The sequence below is a fragment of the Clostridium manihotivorum genome (assembly GCF_004015185.1).
Taxonomy (GTDB): Bacteria; Bacillota; Clostridia; order Clostridiales; family Clostridiaceae; genus Clostridium_AR; species Clostridium_AR manihotivorum.
In genome coordinates this window covers 2,649,635-2,671,894 of the sequence record NZ_CP025746.1, presented here as the reverse complement: position 1 = coordinate 2,671,894, position 22,260 = coordinate 2,649,635, and the positions used below count along the sequence as shown (strand labels likewise).

General features: G+C 32.0%; 21 protein-coding genes and 3 pseudogenes. 9 read left to right on the top strand and 15 right to left on the bottom strand.

Annotation, left to right across the window (positions count from 1 at the left end):
- Positions 1-19: 19 nt before the first annotated feature.
- A complete protein-coding gene (locus C1I91_RS12015) occupies positions 20-766 on the bottom strand; it encodes a nucleoside phosphorylase (protein ID WP_128213093.1) in 747 nt (248 codons plus the stop codon).
- 927 nt (positions 767-1,693) lie between these two features.
- A complete protein-coding gene (locus tag C1I91_RS12010) occupies positions 1,694-2,068 on the bottom strand; it encodes a ribonuclease E inhibitor RraB (protein ID WP_128213092.1) in 375 nt (124 codons plus the stop codon).
- A gap of 308 nt (positions 2,069-2,376) precedes the next feature.
- On the opposite strand from C1I91_RS12010, the gene C1I91_RS12005 reads away from it, so the two are divergent.
- A complete protein-coding gene (locus tag C1I91_RS12005; protein WP_128213091.1) occupies positions 2,377-3,129 on the top strand; it encodes a gluzincin family metallopeptidase in 753 nt (250 codons plus the stop codon).
- Between the two features lie 401 nt (positions 3,130-3,530).
- On the opposite strand, the gene C1I91_RS12000 is transcribed toward C1I91_RS12005, so the two are convergent.
- The 12 genes from C1I91_RS12000 to C1I91_RS11950 all read right to left on the bottom strand — a co-directional run bounded on the left by C1I91_RS12000 (position 3,531) and on the right by C1I91_RS11950 (position 16,036).
- Positions 3,531-4,277, bottom strand: a complete 747-nt coding sequence (locus tag C1I91_RS12000; RefSeq protein WP_128213090.1) for an ATP-binding protein — start codon at positions 4,275-4,277, stop codon at positions 3,531-3,533.
- Positions 4,270-5,022 carry a Mu transposase domain-containing protein gene (locus tag C1I91_RS28910; RefSeq protein ID WP_238475986.1) on the bottom strand — a complete coding sequence of 251 codons (753 nt, stop codon included), beginning with the start codon at positions 5,020-5,022 and terminating at the stop codon, positions 4,270-4,272. Before C1I91_RS28910 ends, C1I91_RS12000 begins: the two co-directional genes overlap by 8 nt.
- A complete protein-coding gene (locus C1I91_RS28905) occupies positions 4,995-5,843 on the bottom strand; it encodes a hypothetical protein (protein ID WP_238475985.1) in 849 nt (282 codons plus the stop codon). Before C1I91_RS28905 ends, C1I91_RS28910 begins: the two co-directional genes overlap by 28 nt.
- Before the next feature lie 190 nt (positions 5,844-6,033).
- Positions 6,034-6,822, bottom strand: coding sequence for a GNAT family N-acetyltransferase (locus tag C1I91_RS11990; RefSeq protein ID WP_164880512.1), 789 nt, complete (start codon positions 6,820-6,822; stop codon positions 6,034-6,036).
- 327 nt (positions 6,823-7,149) lie between these two features.
- Positions 7,150-7,833: a hypothetical protein gene (locus tag C1I91_RS11985; protein WP_128213088.1), complete on the bottom strand. Its 684-nt coding sequence runs from the start codon at positions 7,831-7,833 to the stop codon at positions 7,150-7,152.
- Positions 7,834-7,858: 25 nt separating this feature from the next.
- Entirely contained in the window at positions 7,859-8,701 is an 843-nt protein-coding gene (locus C1I91_RS11980; protein ID WP_128213087.1) for an ABC transporter ATP-binding protein, read from the bottom strand.
- A gap of 1,168 nt (positions 8,702-9,869) precedes the next feature.
- Positions 9,870-10,274 carry a DUF5391 family protein gene (locus C1I91_RS11975; protein WP_128213086.1) on the bottom strand — a complete coding sequence of 135 codons (405 nt, stop codon included), beginning with the start codon at positions 10,272-10,274 and terminating at the stop codon, positions 9,870-9,872.
- Positions 10,275-10,668: 394 nt separating this feature from the next.
- Entirely contained in the window at positions 10,669-10,938 is a 270-nt protein-coding gene (locus C1I91_RS11970) for a hypothetical protein (RefSeq protein WP_128213085.1), read from the bottom strand.
- 612 nt (positions 10,939-11,550) lie between these two features.
- Entirely contained in the window at positions 11,551-12,018 is a 468-nt protein-coding gene (locus C1I91_RS11965; protein ID WP_164880511.1) for an NUDIX domain-containing protein, read from the bottom strand.
- A 67-nt stretch (positions 12,019-12,085) separates the two neighbouring features.
- Positions 12,086-13,681: an OPT/YSL family transporter gene (locus C1I91_RS11960; protein ID WP_128213083.1), complete on the bottom strand. Its 1,596-nt coding sequence runs from the start codon at positions 13,679-13,681 to the stop codon at positions 12,086-12,088.
- Between the two features lie 425 nt (positions 13,682-14,106).
- A complete protein-coding gene (locus C1I91_RS11955) occupies positions 14,107-14,949 on the bottom strand; it encodes a DUF2268 domain-containing putative Zn-dependent protease (RefSeq protein WP_128213082.1) in 843 nt (280 codons plus the stop codon).
- A gap of 388 nt (positions 14,950-15,337) precedes the next feature.
- Positions 15,338-16,036 carry an SAM-dependent methyltransferase gene (locus tag C1I91_RS11950; protein ID WP_205694308.1) on the bottom strand — a complete coding sequence of 233 codons (699 nt, stop codon included), beginning with the start codon at positions 16,034-16,036 and terminating at the stop codon, positions 15,338-15,340.
- A 686-nt stretch (positions 16,037-16,722) separates the two neighbouring features.
- Between C1I91_RS11950 and C1I91_RS11945 the strand changes: the two are divergent.
- The 3 pseudogenes from C1I91_RS11945 to C1I91_RS28900 form a co-directional block, all read left to right on the top strand.
- Positions 16,723-16,941, top strand: a pseudogene (locus C1I91_RS11945) (serine/threonine protein kinase); the annotation flags it as partial.
- Positions 16,942-17,009: 68 nt separating this feature from the next.
- A pseudogene (locus C1I91_RS11940) lies at positions 17,010-18,153 on the top strand (IS3 family transposase).
- 40 nt (positions 18,154-18,193) lie between these two features.
- Positions 18,194-18,562: pseudogene (locus C1I91_RS28900) on the top strand (RIO2 family protein); the annotation flags it as partial.
- 485 nt (positions 18,563-19,047) lie between these two features.
- Here C1I91_RS28900 and C1I91_RS11930 read toward each other — a convergent pair.
- Positions 19,048-19,338, bottom strand: coding sequence for a hypothetical protein (locus C1I91_RS11930; protein WP_128213081.1), 291 nt, complete (start codon positions 19,336-19,338; stop codon positions 19,048-19,050).
- A gap of 189 nt (positions 19,339-19,527) precedes the next feature.
- Between C1I91_RS11930 and C1I91_RS11925 the strand changes: the two genes are divergently transcribed.
- From C1I91_RS11925 to C1I91_RS11905, 5 genes are all read left to right on the top strand, one after another.
- Entirely contained in the window at positions 19,528-20,115 is a 588-nt protein-coding gene (locus tag C1I91_RS11925) for a LysE family transporter (protein WP_128213080.1), read from the top strand.
- A 5-nt stretch (positions 20,116-20,120) separates the two neighbouring features.
- On the top strand, positions 20,121-20,513 hold the full coding sequence (locus tag C1I91_RS11920) for a winged helix-turn-helix transcriptional regulator (RefSeq protein WP_128213079.1): 393 nt from the start codon (positions 20,121-20,123) through the stop codon (positions 20,511-20,513).
- 2 nt (positions 20,514-20,515) lie between these two features.
- The gene (locus C1I91_RS11915; RefSeq protein WP_128213078.1) at positions 20,516-20,929 is read left to right on the top strand and encodes a GNAT family N-acetyltransferase; all 414 of its coding nucleotides are present in this window, start codon (positions 20,516-20,518) and stop codon (positions 20,927-20,929) included.
- 188 nt (positions 20,930-21,117) lie between these two features.
- On the top strand, positions 21,118-21,741 hold the full coding sequence (locus C1I91_RS11910) for a HutD family protein (protein ID WP_128213077.1): 624 nt from the start codon (positions 21,118-21,120) through the stop codon (positions 21,739-21,741).
- 3 nt (positions 21,742-21,744) lie between these two features.
- Positions 21,745-22,140, top strand: a complete 396-nt coding sequence (locus C1I91_RS11905) for a DUF6678 family protein (RefSeq protein WP_128213076.1) — start codon at positions 21,745-21,747, stop codon at positions 22,138-22,140.
- Positions 22,141-22,260: the final 120 nt, after the last annotated feature.

Below are 22,260 nucleotides of genomic sequence, written 5' to 3'. Positions count from 1 at the left end.
TAAGCAATCATCTCTGATTTTATATTTTTACAGAAGCTATAACCCTTTCAATTATTTTATCTACAGTATTATCTATTTCAGTTCCTTGCCATCCTAAATTCCATCCATTTTCATCAAGTACATCTGTAATTATATAAATAGCTGAAGCTGCACAGTTTCTGTATTTAGCTATTGTAAAAAGTCCGACACCTTCCATTTCCACACATAAGGCTCCCTTAGCTCTATAATCTAGAACTTGCCCCCAGGTTTCATGGTAACCTGCATCTGTTGTCCAATGCTTTCCTTTTTGCATATATATTGAACTAGTCTTTAATAAAGCCTCTAATTGATCTGTTAAACTTTCAGCTGTTTCTATAAAATCATAATCAAAGCCGTAGAGCCTAGGAACAGCAGTATCATTATATGCCCCTTTTGTAATAATAACTTGACCAACATTTAAATCTGGTTGTAAGCCACCTGCAAACCCTATATGTATTAGCTCCTTAACACCTCCAGCAATTAAATCCTCTGCTTGGGTAGCGATTGCTGGAGCACACATTTGTCCTTTTACAAATCCAACATTTGAATTATTGTCAAAAATATATAACCTTCCACCTATGGGATACTTGTATGTTCCACAATTTTTTTCAAGCATATCATCATAAATGCTGTCTGCCAGTAAAAACACTCTTTCTGGAACTTCAATTTTATCTAAATCAAAACCAGCATTTTTTAATTCAAGCCTAACTAAATCCTTAGGCTCTGTAAGAACTCTATTTCTATCCATTTTATAACCTCCATAAATTCACTATTCTATTGTATCTTGAGGATTCTCATCCCCAAGTATGTTATATTAATACTGACATCTAACTTGTAAAAAGCTTAGTTATATATAGAAGTAATTTATCAGCTATTACAAGCTTACCATGGTGCCCATATAACCTTACAATACTATATATGTATGTATTCAAAAAATGTGGGTGGATTTTTTGCTTTATAATTGTAGTAATAAAAAGCAGTTTTTAAAACTTGCCATATACATCGTTATTTTTAAAAATCTTTCCTTAATAGAAGTAATTTCCTGGCTAAAACTAGCTTTCCATGGTGACAATATAACTTTACACTACTATATATGTATGTATTTAATAAATGTTGGTGGATTTTTTCTTTATAATTATAGTAATAAAAAGCAGTTTTTAAGGCTTGCCATATATATCGTTCTTTTAAAAAATCTTATCCTTTATAGAAATAACTTCCTGGCTAAAACTAGCTTTCCATGGTGACCATATAACTTTATGCTACTATATATGTATGTATTCAAAAAATGTGGGTGGATCTTTTTCTTTATAATTGTAGTAATAAAAAGCAATTTTTAAGGCTTGCCATATATATCGTTCTTTTAAAAAAATCTTATCCTTTATAGAAATAATTTCCTGGCTGCAATTAGCTTTCCTTGGTGACCATATAACTTTACGCTACTATATATGTATGTATTTAATAAATGTGGGTGGATTTTTTTCTTTATAATTGTAGTAACAAAAAGCAGTTTTTAAGGCTTGCCATATATATCGTTCTTTTCAAAAAATCTTATCCTTTATAGAAATAATCTCCTGGCTACAACTAGCTTTCCTTGATGACCATATAACTTTACGCTACTATATATGTATGTATTTAATAAATGTGGGTGGATTTTTTCAAAGGTAAGTACTGAATATCATTCCACCTTAGTACCCCATCCATCATATACTTCATTAAAAGCAGCAGCAATTTCTGTCATTCTTTTTGATTCTGCAAATATAATATTAGGTTCTACTAAGCAATACTTGCAACCATCAAAATAATAGTATTTCTCACCATGTTCCTTAGTTTCTTCGTACACTTCTGACACCTCATAGCCTTCATTCTTCAAGCTTTCTGCCATTTTAGTAATATTGCAATTATGCATAACGGCGAAATGATGCTCAATGTGGTGAGGCTTTGACAAATCTGAGCCTGCATTTTTTAATGCCTTTATTGTATCTAAATATAGCCTTTCGCGTTCTCTCTTTTCTATATTTGCCTTAAATTTATAATTAATTGACTTGAACATTAACTAATCGCTCCTCCTAGAACTCCTAATGTTTTTTGTATTTAGCACTATATAGATATACTACTTCATAATTAAATCTCTCAAAATAATGCTTCGTATTATCATAGAAAGCTTTATTGCAAGTCTAAGGATTGAAATAGTTGTTTATCCATAATGAAAGTTACTTCATTCTTAAATAAGACCTAAGCTCAAGTTTCTCTACCAATACACATGCCATTTATTACAAATTTTATATTTTTTAGGGTCTTATAATGTTATAATTAACTATAGACATGCTATTAGATATAATGTTGGAAGGTGAAACCTAAATGACAAGAGAACTTGAAGATTATTCTGATAATGTAGATTTAAAAAACATAACCGCAGTGAAAGACTATAAGCTCAATTTAAGAAGAGAAACTCAGCATTTTATAATTGATTACACTGAATTTGATCAACCGTGTATAGATAAGGTTTCTGATGTTCTTGAAAATAATTATGCTAGAATTACTACTAACTTTAAGCAGCAGCTTGAAGAAAAGCTGATTATCGAGCTTCATCCAGACCATAAGCAGCTCCATGTAGCTTTGGGTTTCCCAGATGCACCGGATTGGGTAAGAGGAGGTCTTGGAGTGGGCAAGATTGCTATAGCTTCACCTTTAAATCCTCCACCAGGTTCAGAATTTCACAATGTATTAAATACAGCAGTTCATGAATTTGTTCATATCATAGTAAATAGAATAAATGAAAACACTCCTAGATGGCTCAATGAAGGTATTGCCGGTTACGAAGCAAAGGACAACAATGAAAACTGGATAATACAAACTGTTAAATCTGGATTGCTTAATAATACTGTTCCTACCTTCAGCGAATTAGATACTGGAGATGATTTTGAGACATTTTTCAACCGTGACGGATATCAATACTCTTATACTATAGTAGAAGCAATAGTTAAATTGTTCGACTACGAAAAATTGTGTAACTTCATAAAGTCTCCCAATAGTTTTGTTGATAGCTTTGGTTTAACTGAGGCTGAACTACAGAATAAATGGATTGATTATATTAGGAAGAACTATTGCTAAAGAGTTCCTATAATGAAACTTAATTTATTTAAATAAAGCTTTTGATGAATCTACTAAGTTATATTTTCATAGGCTTCATTTTAAAGCGATACAGCTTCATAAATTAGACCTTTGGGAAGTTTGAGTTGAGCCACTCCTCTCTAAGAATGCTCATTTGTATTTGATTAAGGAACTTGCCTTTTCTCAAGCTTTCTTCTCTGCACACCCCTTCTCTTATAAAACCTGCCTTTTCATAAAGAGCAATTGCCTTAGGGTTATTTTCAAGTACTCTTAGCCAAATTCTATTAAGTGATTATTACGCCACATTAGAACCATAGGTTCATATTATTGAAACTATCTATTCACAGTAAAGAAACCACCTATTCACTTATAAGCACCGCCTAAAGGCGGTGCCTTTATAACTAAATTTCTTTAGTAGAGAAGTACTCTCTCATGTTCATGCTCCCTGTATCAATACGAATTGATTTATGTACTATACGGTCTAAAATAGCATCAGCCATAGTTCCACCTCCCAAGCGAGTATGCCAATCTGACACCTTGTATTGAGTACAAAATAAGGTAGAATGACAATCATAACGTTTCTCAGTAAGCTCAAAAATAAATCTGACGTCATCATCGGATAATTCTTGAAGTAGCCATTCATCCAGAATCAGTAGATTATAGTTAGAAAATTTGTTTACCAACTTTCCGATCCCTTTGCCTTGCAAAGTTGCCTCGGTCCGAAGCTCTAGGAGTTCTGGCATTCTTATATAGCGTACTCGATATAACTGCCTACAGGCAGCTTTGCCTAATGCACAAGCTAAAAAGGTTTTACCAGAGCCTGTGAAGCCGTTAAGAACAATACTAAAGTTATTACGCATGTATTGACAGGTTGAAAGCTCAAGAATTTGATTTTTATCAAGACCTCTATCTGCATAGTAAATCGAATTTACATCTGCATCAGTAAATCTGAATTTGGCCTGCTTCATTAAACGCCTGGAGCGCTTATTGTTTTTACCCTGATATAGACCGTCAATAGCTAAAGTTATTCTTTCATCAAAGGTCATAGTTAGATAGAGCGATTGATTATCATCCTGTATCTTTAATATATCAACCATTTCATCAAGGTTTAACTCTCGAAGCTTACGTTTTGTTTCATCACTAATCATACCTGCCACCTCCGTAGTATTCAGAACCTCTCACATATCCATGAGTATTGGAGTTTGATTGTATAGATTTAAGGTGGGTATTTTTCTTTTCAAGATAGATGATATCTTGATTACTTGCGAGAATGGACTTAAGCTGTCTATAGCGAGGTATGCGTGTCATAGGCAATGCTATTTCACATGCAACTTCAAGTCGCTTTTCCGAATAACTCTTACTTAATTTTAAAACTGATAATGCAGAGTTATATCCTTGTTCTTTTATGGTTACACTTTTAAATATACGTTCAATAACTTCGCTTGTGTGAGTACCTATACTTGCTGCCCATTGTCTCAACCTTATATCATTCATTTCTGGTTGATTAAAGGCATCAGGCATATCTTCTTTGTGGGTAGAATATTTGTTACTCACATAAAGCGGAAACCTAGGATGCGTAGAAATACGCTGATGTCGGTTATATATTTCTACAATACTATCTGTTAGCTTCACATCCACATACTGACCGGCAAAAGCAAAAGGTACAGAGTAATAATTCTTACAAACGCATACATGGCTGTTAGGATAAACCTTATGATTGTACTCCCAAGCGGCTACTTCGTAAGGTACTGCAGGAAGTGCCCGAAGATACTTTCTTTCTTCTTCAAACACTTCAATTCTACTGTATTGACGTTTCTGAAAAGGTGCCTCATTAAATCCTTTCAAAGCCTTTGAAACAGCTTCTTTCAATTCATATAGAGAATAAAAGTACATTGTCTTAGCTTAGCAATTATGGCAGTTGCCACTTTGCCAACCGTACCTTCTACGGAACTTTTTTGTTTAGGTTTTCTCACTCCAGTCGGCATGATAGCTGTAACATAGTGACTTCCTAAGGCTTCATAAGCATCTGTGAGTATAATATCTCCTTCTTTCGGATGTTTAACAACTCCCGCCTTAAGATTATCACATACAGTTTTTACAGGAACACCTGAGAAAAACTCGTACATATGGATATGACATCTAAGCCAAGTATCTTGCTTTTCATCTAGAGTAGGCTCTACATAAGCATATTGACTATATGGTAGACATGCTACAAAAAGATGTACCTTTGTAATTTCACCAGTATCAACATTCACGATTTCCATAAGCTTGCCACTCCAGTCTACTTCCACCGTCTGACCCGGTTTATGTTCTAAATGATTGGAGAGATTGCACTGATTAATGTATGAGCTATAGCCCTCTGTAAATTTAGTGTATCCCACAGGAATTAAGCCCTCTTTGTTGCAGAAATCCCTATATTCTTGATGTAAGAGTTTTAGTGTTACACCAACTCTTTTCAGTTCGTTGTGAATGTAGTCATAGTCGGGTACTTTAAACATTGTTTCTACAGCAAACTTATCTGGATAAAAGAGACGGTATACTTCATCGTCAGGTTTATCTTTAATGTCATCGTAGAAAATTTGCTTTTCCTTTGCGATATTTAGTACATCGCATATAGAAGTTTTTGATATGTGCCTGGTCTTTGCAATTACATTCTGCGATAATCCAGATGCCTTAAGCTCCATTATCAGCTTAACATTGATTTTATTAGCCATATGTCTGGCTCCCTTCTGATAGAATTTGATAGTCCTACGGACTTCCTTAATAATTCTTGTCAAAAGAGGTGGTTTTCAAGCGTGAATTAATGGTCTCTTTAGGCAAATTTATATGAAATTTAAAGTGGTTTTATTAGTGTGAACTATCGGTTTCGAGAAGCGAATCGGTGTCTTCCGATACGTGAAATATTCAATTAAGGCCCATTTGTCCAAATCCTAAGCTTAATAAAAGCTTAATTGCCTTGTAAGCAAATCCTTTTCCTCTAAAAGAAGGACTTATGCATATGCTAAGCTCACCACGGCGATTCTTCCAGGATATATCAAACAATTCAACGATGCCTATAAAGCTTTCGCATTCATCGGTTATGATGTAACACTTATTACTATTATCTTCGTAATATGCTTCATCAGAGAAGGTAGTAACTCCAAGCATCTCTCGTGCTTCTTCATCCATGACCATCATATTTATAGCTTGGATATGTTTTGTTTGTACAGGTATAAGAGAGACCCCTTCATATTTTAAGCTTATGGGCAATGAAGCTTCAGATAGCTTGTCAATTTTCTTGATAGTATCATAAATCTCTAGAGGAGAATTTATCAAAAACTCTATATCACTATTATTCTGAAAAGTTTTATCATAGCAAATCCCAATATATTTAGCTTTCACTTCATAAGCAGCATCAACATCATCAGTGTCAGGGCCTACAATAATTGCACTGCTGCAAGCACACTCCTCTAATATCTGTTTAATAAGCTGAACTTTTGTATAGCAGTCATTACTATATTTGATTGATGAGATGTATTCATTAATTTTTAAGATTCTAAGAAGATTCTCAGTATTGAGCTCCTGTTCATCTGTATATACACCTAAGGTATATCCTTCCTTATAGAGGCTTAAAATTAAGTCGTTTACTTCCTTATATTGGGGCTCCTTGTCTACAATTAGACTCTTTAGATTAAAGATAATGGTTTCATACATTAACATCACCCTATTTCTTAACCAAATATTTTACAAGTATTATCTATAGGTATCCTTTACGAAATTTTAATTTATACAGGTTCGATAATACGGCTTCTGGGATTAGACACCCCAAGATTATGATAATAATCAGTCATGTATAAATTAATGGTTAGGCTATGTTTAATATTATTGTTGAAATTTAACAGCTCCAATAGTTAAGTTACTATGGTTACAGAAACAAATTTTAAGTTGTAAGTTTTAATATAGAAGTATTTTTTAATGTATAGGTGTAAGCATAACTTAAGCTTTAAACTGAGAAACCTATAAATCAAAGAATGGATTTTACTACAAAAACTTTTTTGACATTGATAATCTTAAATAGCTTGTGATTAGCACTAAGCTATACGCAAATCCACATATAGCAGGTACCATAACATTTTTATCAAGGCAATCTATAAGATAATAAGCAGGCGGCAGTACTAAAATTATATATTTAATAGCCGGGTAATCTCTTATTATCACTCCTTGTAAGCAGGATAAAAGAAGTATTATAAAAACAAGGATTATAGCTATTTTTCTATCCTTAAATTTACTTGATTCAAAAAAGTTTGCAAACCCGATACCAAGTAAGCTGACGATTCCCTGAATAAGTATACCTTTTAGGACATCTGTAACTGTTATGGATTTTGAAAAAGAGCCGAATATAATTGGGTAAATAATTGATATTATGCTAAAAGCTGAAACAAAAAGAAAAAGAAATATAATTCGGCCTGAATAATATTTTACTTCTTTATTAACGGACAGCATTACCAGCTGTTTCTGAGTAGTATCTTCTATTTCATTAAAGGTAAATGTTATCCATACTGCAATTATATATATTGCAATAGAGCTTTCTGCATATCCACTTAAGATAGAATCCAACCCAAAGGCATAGGAAACTATCAAAAAAACAATTAAGAAAAAGAATGGTACTATGTATATATATGACTTTATTAAATATCTCAAATAATATTTTATTATAGCTTTCAACTTTATAATCCTCCCAAAGACCGATCTAATTTGTTATTTCATTTAAACTCATGATACTGATACCATTTTTTAATGCTGTAAAGACCACATTATCACAACATTCCTTCTCAACTAGAACATCTGTTATATCTTTATAGCTTTCGAAATTAATAACACCTTGTAGATTCCTTAAAAAATCCATATCTACTTGGTTTATATTTTTCAGTTGCAATAACTTCAAAGATTTTTTATTGTATTCCTTAACTTTATGGTCAACAATCTTACCTTTGTCAACCACAATTACCCTGTCTGAAATTGTCTCAACCAGATGCATTTCATGACATGCAAAAACAATAGTTGTATCCTGCTTCTTTAGCTCGCTAATTAATTCAATGAGAGTCTTTTGAGATTTGATATCTTGTCCTGATAATGGTTCATCCATTATTAATAAATCACATTTTATTAGTAGTGCCTGTATCAAGGCTACTTTTTGCATTGAACCTTTAGACAACACCGTAATTTTTTGATTTGCCATATGAGATATGTTCAGTCTTTCATACAAAATATCTAGTTTAGCTTTGATTTCCTCGTTTTTCAAGCCTAAAATACTGCCCATGTGATATAAATATTCATTTACTGTAAAATTAAGCTTAGGGAAATGCTCTGGCACATAACTAATTCTCATATCCTTCTTCGATATAATTCTTTCACCACCAGTTAAAGCTACTAACCCAGCAATGGATTTTAAAAGTGTGCTCTTCCCCATACCATTCCTACCTAATACAGCTAAAGCTTGTCCTATATAAAGTTCTAGATTAATATCATCTAAAATAATTTTCCCATCAACTTTTTTTGTAACATTTTTTAGCTGTAAAATACTATCCTTCACTTAAATTCCTCCATTATTAAGATATACTAAATCTTCAGTTTCAAAACTATTATCCGATCAAGCTTGCAAGTTATTCTTTACTTAACGCAAACTTTAGTCAGTAAAGATAAATATATCTTCTAATATCCTTTTCCAATTTACTATTACTTGAATTTATGTATATATTTCACCACTGAAACTAATTATATATTTTATACCTTCTATAGTCAATTTAATGAGAAAAGCTTCTATGCCTCAAGCAAATGTCTAATTTGGTAATTATGCTGTATCTAATATTTTCAATAGATAATTAATCTAGTTTCTATAACCAATTAGAGAGATTAAACAGCTTATATTTCTCTACGGTCTACATAACCATTCGGAAATATTTTAATTTTAGGCTCTGTTAAAGTTCACTTTTTAATTTAAGTGGCCCTAATCTAGTAATTTAATAATTTAAACTTTTACCAGTTATATACAACTAATTAAAAACAATGTTATAATTTAATTATTACATAATAAATGCCTATGTAAGGAGAAATATCTATGGTAAAGATTACAATTCTAATAATAAACTTTATTATTTTATTCTTGGTAATAAGATCTTTAATAGAAGTTTTGAAAAAAAGGTTAAAAAATACTAGCAAACGCCTTAGAGTTAAGAATCCAATGCAATCTAAGCTTCCTATGTTTGCATTGTTATTAGCCATCCTTAACATGTGGTTTTTTATTTTGGGTAAATTCTATATAGTCTCATTTATTTTTTTATTAATGCTTATGGCATGTGTAATTTATATGGGTGCAATAACTGAAGGGAACTAATAAATTTCTAAGTATTTTTGTAATATTTTAAAACCTATTATATTAATAAAACTTATTAGAAATTATATTTATTGAAAACTATATTCATATATAAAAAACTATGCTAAAACTGTTGTTAAATCATAGTTTTTTTTATTTTAAACTGATTGTAAAATATTGATAGCTTTTAAATTAACATATCTATAGAAAACCCTTTATTAAAATCCGAACTCTTTTTTATTTTATGCAACCGTTTTTTTATTGAGCGTTCCAAGCACTATCATTTGCTACTCTTACTTCTTGTTGCACTCTATTAATTAGGCCAACTTAAATATGCACACTATTTTTAAACATGCATAAGTTAAAGTCTAGTAATATATGGCTGGTCCTAAGCCTGCTGCACTTTACTCTTTCCAAACACTGTATAATACCAGAAAATGTTCACAATAAGATTAACTAAACACAATACTAGTTCTGCTATAACTACATTCATAGCTGCATTTCCTATAAGTCCTATGAAAATTATCCCGCTAATAAGTAATCCTATAGAAAAAGCCCCTATGATTACCGCTATAAAATACTTGATTTTATCTAGCCCTATTATGAAAAGTATTAATGGAAATAAGTACACTATGAAAATACTCAAAACTGAAAGCCACATAGCTCCCGATCCAAATTTGTTAGAATGAGAACCATAACTGATTAAGGATGCTACTACTGTAACTAAGGTGAAAAGTACTCCAGAAACCAAGGTTAAAAAAGTGATTCTGTTCTTATTAGCTTTTACCTTCATAAAACTTCTCCTTTAATTTTAATGATATAATATGAAGCAATTCCTATATGGGCATATCCTCTCTTTAAGACAAGATGTTTTTCAAATCTGCTTATGGGTTACTTTAAGATATTTAAGATCTAATTCCAACACTACCTTTAAACAAAGCCTTTTTTTAATTCTTAATGGATAATATAACTTTTATTCTGTAAGCCCTATATTTAATATTATCTTACTATAATTGAATGTATTAAATAAATGTTGCTAAAGGTTCTCGCTTCAATCATGCCATAATTCTCCTTGAATTTGATATTTACAATAGAACGTATAGAAGTGGACAAATGAACCTGCCCACTTTACCTCTAAATGGTAATAGGTTAAGTTTTCCAATCAATCCAATCTTATAAATTCCAAATTACTTCGTTATAAATACTAAAATTGAAACCACAAAAATAAGTATGGCAGCAAATAAAGTAACTATAGCAGCCGATTTACTTTTCCTCCAATTCTGAATGGTTTGAATTAACATTACCACACCCAACAATGGCTCGAATACATTTATTGCATTTTTCCAAACACCTAAAAGCTGTATAACTACCAATATTATTATGCTTATAGAACAAATGCCGCTCATTACAGCCAGCACTTTTTCATCTGTTGTTTTTTTGCTCCATGTATATTTCATTATTGGCCTTTGAACCTCCTATATATTACAATTTTTAGCTTACAATTTAATAGGATTAATTAATATCACATATTCCTATTATACTTAATTTATCTAATTAAATTCCAGCAATTGTATAAATAAAATTAACCCTTTATAAATCTTTCTTTTTTTGTTATATAGGTATCCTTTAGGAAAACTTAATTTATACTTGTTGGAAAATCACGGGTTCTGGGTATTTTCAGGCACTTGTAAATTAATAGTTGAGTTATGGATCCTATATTTATCCTTTACGAAAACTTAATTTATGTATGTTCGATAATACCGGCTTCTGGGGATTATCGGGCACGTATAAATTAATAGTTGAGTTATGAACCTTATACTCGCTTCTAGGGATAAGATGCTTCAGGTTTCTGCTAATAATTATCATGCCTTAAATTAATAGTTGAAGTTAGAACCATATAGATATACCGCTTCATAATTAAAAATCTATTTTTATATTCTCTTCTCCCCGAGAGAAGTCTTGAAAATAGATTTCTAATTGAACTGCACTTCTTTAAAGAACACATCAAATTTAATAAACTAAATAATTTCTATTATTTCTTTATAAAAGAATGTTACTTGTTAACAAGCTTAAAAGGTATCTCCTATATATAAAGGGGTTGTGATGTTTCCTTGTTGGTCAAAAACTCTTTTTAACGCCTCTGGATACAGGGTTCTATCTTTCATTTCATCAAAACCAATCCATTCAACTCCTACTTGGTCAGGGTCAGTATTGGTGGCTTTTGACAGCTCTATAGAAGATTTTAATGAGCAGAAAAACATACATTCAATTCGGTGCACTTCCGAATGTATATCTGCAAATTTATGATTTTTCCCAATATATTCAGTAAGCAGTGCAAATCGTTCCACTTCTATTTCAGCTCCTAGTTCCTCTAAACACTCCCTCTTTAATGTGTCGGCAAAGGTTTCGCCACCTTCTTGTCCACCACCTGGTAATACATAGTATGTAACTCCAGTTCTTTTTGAAATATATTTTACAAATAGTATCTTATTATCTTGAATAATTATGGCTTTAGCGGCATTTCGTAATTTTATCAAAACATCGAACCTTCTTTCTAAAATTAATAAAATAGTGCAATTTAAATCATTACTTTTTTATTGTAAATTATTTCAATACATCCATTACAGCAGAAATAATGGACATTATCCCCTCTCCAGTGATCAATCCTACTGCTACATTATTGGGTACTAGTTTGCTATTATTCTTAACCAATAGTTTTGCTATTAGGCCTCCTAGGAATATTGGTATTATTACTGATGTTGGAATAAGTATTCCCATCCCTATTAGTAATGGAGAGTGTTTAAAATGAGCTAGGATTATGCTAAGGAATATTGCAATTTCTATATAAATTATATTTATACTTGTAGGAATTCCTCTATTAACAACTGCCTTTGCAATTGTTCCCCAAGTTAGGCTTGTTGGGGCAGGCAAAAGCGAATTGCCAAAACCATATTCTGACTTCAGTATAAACATTGTGACTGAGCCTATAAGAACTCCAACAACTGAGCCAATCGTATAGCATATAATAAGCTTCTTAATAGAAGTCTTTGTGACTTTGCCAATGCTCATCATTTCCATACAATCTGAAAGTGTTACGGTCATTAAGGTTATACCACCTGAGATCAAAAGAGTTGTGGTGATATTTTTAGTAATTATTCCGATTAAAGGTATAGTAAAGTAAATTGTTGCTGTAGTTCCTAAGCCAGTTTCTCCTCTTGTTCTAGCAGTTACTAATCCAAATAGTAAGGCTAAACAAAGAATAACTATCAGACCATAGATAGGAAAGGAAAATTGTATTTTAATAAATGTGCTAAGGCAAAGAAAAAATACAAGAAAACAGACTCCATAGATATGATTTAGCTTTGTATTCTTCTTGGCTATATTAGAAAATACACTCCCTATCTTTATCAGTAAGCCAGGTACTATGTAGATTGTGTATCCTAATGCCAAGCCTATAGCTACAGATAATACTAAGGGATTAGATAAATGATCTTTAAAGGTGATTGCTGGCGAAAATCCTTTATTGGATAATACAAGCACCAGTGTAGAATAAGCAGTACCTATTAACATAAATAAAACTGATTTAAAAGGAAGAAACATCCCAAGTCCAAATAGAAGTGGAGAGATTTCAGCTCCAATAAAATCTGGAGTCTTAAATAAGCTAGCTAAAGGATTGTATAAAGACTTCTTGAGTCTAACAGTTATGTAAACCACTATTGCAATTAAGCCACACCATAAAATCTGAAATAAATTTTCTTTTTTGTCCTCTGTAATTGAAAGAATAATGTTTCCCATTGCTTGTCCCTTAGGAAAAGGTAAGCCTTCCTCGTAGATCCATACTCTTAGTAGTGGTATTGCAATAAGAATACCAAAGACGTTCATACCAATACCTAGAACCATTATGATCCATAAGTGAATATTTGCACCATTACCTCCATAGATAATTGAAGCTGCATATGCACTTTCTAGAGAGAAGGTGGCTAGAGAAGCCCCTGAAGAAAATATTTGTACCAAGGTAAGTTCCTCACTGGTTGGCTTAAAGAAAATTCTAATAAAAAAATAGAATATTATAGGTGTTACCAAAGTTGATGATATGCTCATACCAGTTTTGTATACTAGCAGTATTCCTATAAATGCATATAAAATTCCTATGAGTAACCCTAAAGAAACCATATAGCCCCATTTAATTGCATGTTTCATAGTATTTGCCCCCTGAACAGCTATTAAAGTTATAATAGATGATTTGTAATCTTTTATTGTTTTATAAATTCAACTAAATATATAGGTATTTTCCACGAAAACTAATTTATAATTGTTAGAAAATCATAGGTTTTATGTATTTTACGAGCTTTATAAATTAATAGTTAATTTGGTCCTCTATAAAGATGCACCTAGAAAATAATGCCTATAAATTAAATGATGCATAAATGATGCATAAATAATTCTTGAAATGCTTTCTTGTTTTATTTAAGTTTGGTACTCTTTGATTATAAGTGGATACTTTAACAGATCCTATTCATTAATATACACTACGTAATTTATCCTAAGCTATCGAAATAAGTTTAGTAATTTACAAATAACCTTAGGTAGCTATATCAGATACCTAAGGTCATTTTCATTTCATTTTATAAATTATACTCACTCATAGAGAGAATTTCATCAGAATTCATTTCAATCATTTGCTTGGTGTTAGTTGTAGGATAAATTTTTCTAAAACTTTCAATTATCTTATAGCCAAAAAAATAACCTGCGCACCAAGGTATGGCTGATTCTTCATTGCCAAACATATACTTTGCATAGTCAAAATCAGTTTCATATAACAATTTTGAATAATTGTTCTTCCACAGTTCCTCTTCTTTCTCTTTTGATATTTGACATATCCATGTTGGGTTTAGTGTAGGATTAAGGCTTTTTGCGAAGAAATCAGCTTGGCCATCTATTAGCAATGCTTCTAAAAGAGTTCCTGTGCTTCCTCCATGAATTACATGCCAATAATTGCCCCATACGGTATGATGGTATTCATGTGCAAAAACATATGGAATCCATTGAAGATAATCTTTAGCAAAGGGATTAACTTGTATTAGCATGTTTCCAAATACATTTACACCTAGTACACCATTCTGCTGTTCCTTAACTGTAGTATTATCATCATCAAGTGGATATATCGCAATCACTATTGTATCATCATCATAATTAGGAAGTGCCTCTACTACAGCTTTAAACTTGCTTTTTATCACATCTAGATTCATTTCTTTCAATAATCTAATCTGCTGTTTTAATTTATTTATATCCTTTATTGGCTGTGGTTTTCTATCAGACATGTCAAAGGGCGCCCATTGACTAATCTTATCCCAATAAGGTTTTATCGCATATCTATCCCACAACTCTTCATAAGCTGTATTGTCCTTTTCCATCTCAAGAATATATCCCTCTAAATTCTCATAAACCGCTATTATCTCTAAATTCATTCTTTCTCCCTTCGGTATAACAAATATAAAAAAGTAGCTAAAGCCACCTTCTTCAGTGAACTTTTTTGCTCATCTGCCTTTTCTGAACTTATGTGAAGAAATTTTGACAGGTGCTATACTAAATATGATACTTCATTATAATTAGGTACTCTTAGAATAAATCTTCAATATATGTGGAAACTTGTTCCTACTTCACAATAAGCATGCATTTTCAAAACCTCCTCTAGTATTCCAGAGGAGGTTTAATAATGACTTAGGGGTAAAGTTCTCCCTATTTAAGATGTACCACTTCCATAGGAAATATATTTTCAAAGCTCCTTTTATTTCTTGGTGGAGAATGTGAACATATAAATCTTATTAACAATTGCTACTTCTATAAATGGGATTCTTACTTTTTGGTTGCGGTCATTGCTATAAGTGTAAGATAATCTTCTGAATCGGCAGCATGCAAATCGAAATCCGCAGTTGATCTCCATATTTCCTTACCATCTTCAATGTTTTCAGCATAAGTCACATCAACTATGCCAGTTTTTTGCCATAGGTCCTGCCACCACTTTGCACTGTGGAAACAATACATATCTGGTTCCCAGTATGGTTTCATTGCTTCTGGTAGACCATCGCTGAACTCCCTTGTAAGGCCAGGGCTGACAATTCCAAACTGTCCACCCTTTTTAACAAGCTTTGAAAAATAATTTGGAAAATAGATTTCATCTGTACCAAAATAGTGATACGCATCTATACTGATGGCTGCATCAAAGTAGTTTTCCGCATAAGGTAATCCATGAGCTTCTGCACGAATTGGGAACACCTTATCTTCTACTTTCATTTCAACAAAGCGACGGTAGTTATCTGTAGGGCTTATCCACAAATCGTTTGCAAATACAGTTACACCAAATTCCTTTGCAAGAAATATTGATGTAAGTCCCATACCACACCCCATATCAAGCACGCGCATACCTGGCTTTAAATCCATCTTTTCGCAAAGAATCTCAATAAGATACATGGCGTTTGGACCAAGCATTTTATTTTCTTCAAAAAACTTTCCATACTTCTTATAATAATTTTCACAACGTTCAAATTTTCTCATTTTAAATATTCTCCCTTATTATGTTATTCTTTTTTTCTTTTTAATGTCATATACGGTTAAGTTATCTATGCATACTTATCCGACTATTTATCTAATATAGGGTTGGCTAAAGAATAACACGCAAGGCGATAATATATAATTTAATAATATCTCAGGCGTGTTATTCAGAAACCACCCTTGATACTATGCTCTTTTTATTCATCATACAAACACTTCCTTTCGCCAAATAATGGATTTATCATACCATATATAAACCATTATGTAAACTATTTCCTAAAATAGTTTTATATTCTTTTCCTTATAAAAAATGCTTAAGTAATTTTTTTTCACATCTGCCTTGTCATAGCCTATCTAAAGATGTATAACCTCCATCCTAAATATATTTTTAATGCTCTTCTGGTTACGAGTTGAGACTTTAAAGGCAGGTCTTAGTAAAAGTAGTACATACTTAGACATGCCACTTCGTAATGAAATTTATCAAACTAAAATTTCGTAGGTTAATCGAAAGCCTTATTTTGAAAGTAAGAATTGAGATAGTATATCTTTTCAGATAAATAGCTATTCTGTCTATTCAAACTTTAAAAGCCACAACAATATTACATATAGCAGTATAAAATTATTAGTGTATGGTAGAATTCCTGCATTAAAAATCATATGATATGTCAAACAATAATTTTGAGGATAATATGAGGTACATTTTAAACATTAAGGAATGCGAATTTTTAGGAAAAGGTGACGAGGGAGCAGTATATTTAACTCCAGAAGGCTTTGCACTAAAAATATTTTATGATAAAAAGAAAGCTGAAAATGAAGTTGCTATTTTAGAGAAAGCTAGTAGCAGTAGGTTTTTCCCTAAGGTACTTTTTATTGCTGACAATAGAGTTTTAAGAGATTATGTTGTTGGTGTTAGTATAATATTGTAGACACAGAAAGCCGAACACTTTAAAATAAAGAAAGAGAAGGAAGTGTTAAAGTGTCAAGAGGCCAAAAACAATATACGGAAGAATTCAAAAATACAATAGTAGAGCTTTATAATGCTGGAAAGAGCTTAGCAGAGTTAAGCAGTGAATATGCCCTATCAAAATCCACAATAACTGGATGGATAAAGAAGAATAAACCTATAGCTGTTGATAAAGGTACAACTATAACTGCAGCAGATTATCAGGCTTTAATAAAAAAGAATAAGCAACTTGAAGAAGAGAATGAAATATTAAAAAAAGCCATGGGCATATTCGCAAGGAAGTAACTACTGTATTTGAGTTCATAACTAACAACCAAAAAATATCATGATATTAAGCTTATGTGCAAGGTTTTAAAGGTGTCTAGGAGCTCATATTATAAACATTTACATAAAAAGCCTAGCAATAGAGCAATAGAAAATTCAAAAATAGAAGAAAAGATTATAAATATCCACAAAGAGAGCAAAAATCGTTACGGGGCAGTTAAGATAAACGAAGCTTTAAAATCCTCAGGGATAACTATAAGTCTAAAGAAAACCCAACGATTAATGAAGAAACTGGGGATAAAATCTATAATAGTAAAAAGTTCAGACCAACTTCATCTAAAAACAAAATAGAAACACAATAAAACGTTTTAAAAAGAGATTTCAATGCAACCACAATTAACGAAAAATGGGTAACAGACATTACCTATATCCACACAATTAAGGATGGTTGGTGCTATTTAGCGTCAGTTATGGACTTATATAGTAGAAAAATAATTGGCTATGCCATGTCTAAATTTATTGATACCGACCTTGCTTTGCAAGCGTTGAAAATGCAATTAAGTTGCAAAAGCCAACCAAGCCATTGATCCTTCATAGCGATTTAGGCTGTCAATATACAAGCTCTGCTTTTAAAGAATATATCAGTAGCACTAAATTAATTACTCATTCTTTTAGTGGTAAAGGCTGTCCCTATGATAATGCTTGTATTGAGTCCTTTCATGCTTCTTTAAAAAAAGAAGAAGTTCACCTTGTTAAGTATTTTGATTATGATGCTGCAAGACTTGCTATATTTGAGTATATAGAAGCTTGGTATAACAGAAAAAGGATACATAGTAGTATTGGCTATTTAACCCCGCAAAAATGTGAAGATTTAGCTAGAAAAATTGCGTAAAAAGTTCAACTTTTTGTGTCTAATATATTGACATAGATCCATTGTTGGTACAAATTTATATGATTACATTAGTAAAAATGGATTATCTTATAAACTTTCTGTTGAGATAATAGAACTTATAGAAGACTTTAAACGTCTAAACTTCAAAAGAATCGATATCAGGAATGCTCACATCTTTGTAGATAAAGCTGGGAAAATACAAGTTATAGACCCAAGAAAGGTCTTTGAAAAAAACATTCCCTACCCTAAAGAAATAATTAAAATATTAGTTCAGCTTAATGTATTTGATGAATTTCTTAAGCATGTTTTAGCTTACAAGGGAGGCCTTCTTGATTATTGGATTAAGGGTTATGAATACTTTGAAGCTATGCGTAAGAAGTCAATTACTATAGATATGAAGGCTTGCTAAAATGACATATCTATTCCTATGAACAAATCATACTACTTCAATTATTAAACTCAAAGTAAATCTCTAGCTGAACCTATGAAGCTTTATTTTGATATCTTTTAATATGAAGTAGTATGTCTATATAGGGAACCTTTATGAAAACTTAATTTATACATGTTATAAAATCGTGGCTTCTGGGGATTTTGTGGCATGTATAAATTATTGTTAAAGTTGGTTCCCTATATATAGAGGGAACCTTTACGAAAACTTAATTTATACATGTTTGCTAATCCCAGCTTTTAGGAATCATCGGGCATGCATAAATTAATAGTTGAAGTTAGAGCCCTATAGATGCAACACTTCGTAATAAAGTTTATTATTTTTAAATTCTTTCACCAGAAACCATGAGAGTTTTAAAAATAGATTTCGGTTCGAAGTGGTAGATCTTTTATTAGTTTGATTGGTCAACTATTCACTGAAGCAGTTACTATCTGTCTTTCAAATAATTATGCTACACTATAAATCTTCACATCTGGATCAGCACTCCAAAGTGGTTGTAGCCCAACGAAAACATCCTTTTGGAACATTTCACTGGATAAGTAAGTTTTTGCATGTTCTACGCTGTCAAAACCATGAAGTACTTGAACATCCTCTTCACGAATTAATAAGTCTTTGGTAAGAGCTCCTTCAATTGTTTCTAGGAATGGAGTACGGTAATCAGTATAAACCTTAGCAGCTGCTGGACGGTTACCTTCCTCTATTTTCATTGTAATTTCTAAATAAGCATTTACTTTCATGATATTACCTCCAATTTTCTTATATGACTCTGTTGCTTTCGCTGAGCCTGGTATAATTATATTTCAAGTACTCTAAGAGAAAAATATATCCGCAAATTAATGAGTTACTAATAAATTTCATAGTTACTTGCTATTAGGCAATTAGCCAACTATAATGATGCTACATTGATTTGAACACGGGAGGTTAATATGTCTATATCAGTCTTTGGAACAATGTTAGGATATATGCTAGTTTGTTCTTTTACGCCTGGCCCTGGAAACATACTGGCTCTAAATACCACAACTCAATTTGGCTGGCGAAAAGGAAAACCACTGCTTCTTGGCATTTGTGCAGGTTATGCCCCTGTGCAGTTTATTTGTACTTTGGCGGTATATGGCTTAAATACTTTTCTCTTACCAGTGCTTGCTGTACTAAAATACATTGGAACCATATATATGTTATGGCTTGCGCTAAATATTTTTAGAAGCAAACCTTTAGAGAATAGTAATGGTGGGCAAGCATCCTTTAGAGAAGGATTCTCTCTCCAATTTGTAAATATAAAGATTTACTTCTATATTATGACTTTATTAATGGTGTATCTGGTGCCTCATATTAGTACTTTGCTTGGTTTACTTTTAGCTGGTTTGGGAGTGGTGAGCATTGGAAGTATCGCTTCTCTTACTTGGGCATTTGCAGGTATCAAGTTACAAAAGACTTATGCAAAACACTTTAAGCTCATCAATTTTGTATTGAGCCTATTCTTGCTGTATTGCGCTTTTGATATTTTAAAGGGGTGAATATAATGTATCAACATAAACTGGAAGAGGATATCCGATGTCCACTTGAATATGGTCTTGAAATTTTCGGTGGAAAATGGAAATCCAGAATAATATGTGTTTTGGCTGAGAAAGGCACTTTGCGTTACAGTGAACTTCGAAAAGAAATGAGCAATATCACCGATGCTGTATTGGCATCCACCTTAAAAGAACTTATTTCAAATGATATTGTACATAGAAAATCCTTCGATGAGATTCCGCCTAGGGTGGAGTATTGCCTAACTTCAAAAGGCAATTCAGTAGTTCCTATCCTTCAAAGTATTTGCAGTTGGTCGGGAGCTTACCACAAAGAAGATAATGAAAATACACTAACACAATGTAAAAAATGTGACTACAAATATAAAAAAGGAGGAGTTTAAAAATGAACATTACTTATACTGAGGAAAAAAACTTCACAGAAATAGAAGTACAGCAATTGTTTTTATCCGTTGGCTGGGTGTCTGGCCAGTATCCAAGTAGATTGCATAAAGCCTTAATGAATTCCTCTACGGTGATAACAGCTTGGGATGATGATAAACTAGTTGGACTAGTACGTGTACTAGATGACAGTGAAATGGTAGCATTCATTCATTATGTTTTGGTAAATCCTAATTATCAAGGAATGAAAATTGCTGGAACAGTGATTGAGATGATTAAGGAAAAATATAAGAATTATTTATATCTTGAAATCATGCCTGAAGAAAGAAAGAATGCAGCCTTTTATGAAAAGTTTGGATTTAAGATTATGGGAGATGGCGTTTCAATGCAGCTTTCTAATTTTCAAAACAAGTGTTAAAGAGTATATACATAGTGGCTCAGATAAAATAATGCTTTATCTAATAAGCTTTAAAATAATTCTTGCAAACTTTAGCTTAGTGTTAACAGCACTAAGCTTTCTTACTATTTAAGAATACCTATTTGATTATATCTACAGCTTTCAATATAATGTACATAAAAGATACGTAAAGAAGGTGTACTTAATATATGAAATATAATGTGGAGCTACTAACACAAGAGAACTATAAACCAACCTATTGGTCTGGAGGCATGGCTACGGAACTTACTACATACCCTGTAACTTCTGATTATGCCAGCAGAAACTTTTTATGGAGACTAGGAATTGCTAAGATCGATATTCCAGAATCCACTTTTAGCAGTCTTCCAGAAGTTTATCGTAAATTCATGGTTGTAGACGGAGAAATAACTTTAGATCATGAAAATAAATATAAAAAACTGCTCAAGTCCTTTGAGCAAGATTCTTTCATGGGCGATTGGACCACTAGAACTTATGGGACAGCTACTGTCTTCAATCTAATGACAAGAGAAAACTATGATGGACTATTACTTCATCTTAATATTAATTCTAACAAACAGCTTAAGTTCCAACATACAACTCCAGCAGATAAAGAACTTGTAGCAATTTGTTTTTACACCATAAATGGTGGCTTTAACACTTCTATTAATGATAGTATTTTTGAAGCTGTTAGCAATGATCTACTTATAATTGACTGTCCAAATAAAGATAGAAATCATGAATTTATGCTATCCAACAATACTTCTGAGGCTACTGATATAATAGTAAGTATTATTTACAAAGAAGGCTTATAGAAAATGAAAAGCCTTAAAGAAAAAGTAATTCGAATCATTAATGAAAAGCAAATGTATTCTTTAATGAATAATACCAAGTGGAGAGAACTACAAAGTGCCGTGAAGACATTACAATTTCCTCCACCATATCAAATTAAATATGTGCATATGGATACACTCTATCCAGAAACCTTTGATAATATTCCATGGTATTATGGTGATTGGAGTAATGAAGCTATAACACCTTTTTACTCCATTGAATGGATTAGGGTTCAACCAGTATGTAGGTATCATCAAGGACAGTTAATAGATGATGGAATAATTGATGAAACCAATGAATTTCTTTCCATATTGAATAAATACTCAATTCCCTATGAAGAACTCAATGGAACATATTTTATCTACGGCTATAAAAGATAGTATTAGATAAGCTACTGATCATTGATTCTCTATCAAGGTATGATTATTAGTCTATAGGAAATTGTGAATAATTATAGATAAAGACATGTATAAAAGGTGATTATTTTTTACTTTTATGCA

Coding starts and splice junctions, on each gene's coding strand:
- C1I91_RS11915 (WP_128213078.1), top strand. CDS start 20,516: ATGAACATTACTTATACTGAGGAAAAAAACTTCACAGAAATAGAAGTA.
- C1I91_RS11930 (WP_128213081.1), bottom strand. CDS start 19,338: ATGAAAGTAAATGCTTATTTAGAAATTACAATGAAAATAGAGGAAGGT.
- C1I91_RS11975 (WP_128213086.1), bottom strand. CDS start 10,274: ATGAAGGTAAAAGCTAATAAGAACAGAATCACTTTTTTAACCTTGGTT.
- C1I91_RS11955 (WP_128213082.1), bottom strand. CDS start 14,949: ATGAATTTAGAGATAATAGCGGTTTATGAGAATTTAGAGGGATATATT.
- C1I91_RS11960 (WP_128213083.1), bottom strand. CDS start 13,681: ATGAAACATGCAATTAAATGGGGCTATATGGTTTCTTTAGGGTTACTC.
- C1I91_RS12000 (WP_128213090.1), bottom strand. CDS start 4,277: ATGATTAGTGATGAAACAAAACGTAAGCTTCGAGAGTTAAACCTTGAT.
- C1I91_RS28905 (WP_238475985.1), bottom strand. CDS start 5,843: ATGGCTAATAAAATCAATGTTAAGCTGATAATGGAGCTTAAGGCATCT.
- C1I91_RS28910 (WP_238475986.1), bottom strand. CDS start 5,022: ATGTACTTTTATTCTCTATATGAATTGAAAGAAGCTGTTTCAAAGGCT.
- C1I91_RS11905 (WP_128213076.1), top strand. CDS start 21,745: ATGAAAAGCCTTAAAGAAAAAGTAATTCGAATCATTAATGAAAAGCAA.
- C1I91_RS11950 (WP_205694308.1), bottom strand. CDS start 16,036: ATGAGAAAATTTGAACGTTGTGAAAATTATTATAAGAAGTATGGAAAG.
- C1I91_RS11920 (WP_128213079.1), top strand. CDS start 20,121: ATGTATCAACATAAACTGGAAGAGGATATCCGATGTCCACTTGAATAT.
- C1I91_RS11925 (WP_128213080.1), top strand. CDS start 19,528: ATGTCTATATCAGTCTTTGGAACAATGTTAGGATATATGCTAGTTTGT.
- C1I91_RS11970 (WP_128213085.1), bottom strand. CDS start 10,938: ATGAAATATACATGGAGCAAAAAAACAACAGATGAAAAAGTGCTGGCT.
- C1I91_RS12010 (WP_128213092.1), bottom strand. CDS start 2,068: ATGTTCAAGTCAATTAATTATAAATTTAAGGCAAATATAGAAAAGAGA.
- C1I91_RS12005 (WP_128213091.1), top strand. CDS start 2,377: ATGACAAGAGAACTTGAAGATTATTCTGATAATGTAGATTTAAAAAAC.
- C1I91_RS11910 (WP_128213077.1), top strand. CDS start 21,118: ATGAAATATAATGTGGAGCTACTAACACAAGAGAACTATAAACCAACC.
- C1I91_RS12015 (WP_128213093.1), bottom strand. CDS start 766: ATGGATAGAAATAGAGTTCTTACAGAGCCTAAGGATTTAGTTAGGCTT.
- C1I91_RS11990 (WP_164880512.1), bottom strand. CDS start 6,822: ATGTATGAAACCATTATCTTTAATCTAAAGAGTCTAATTGTAGACAAG.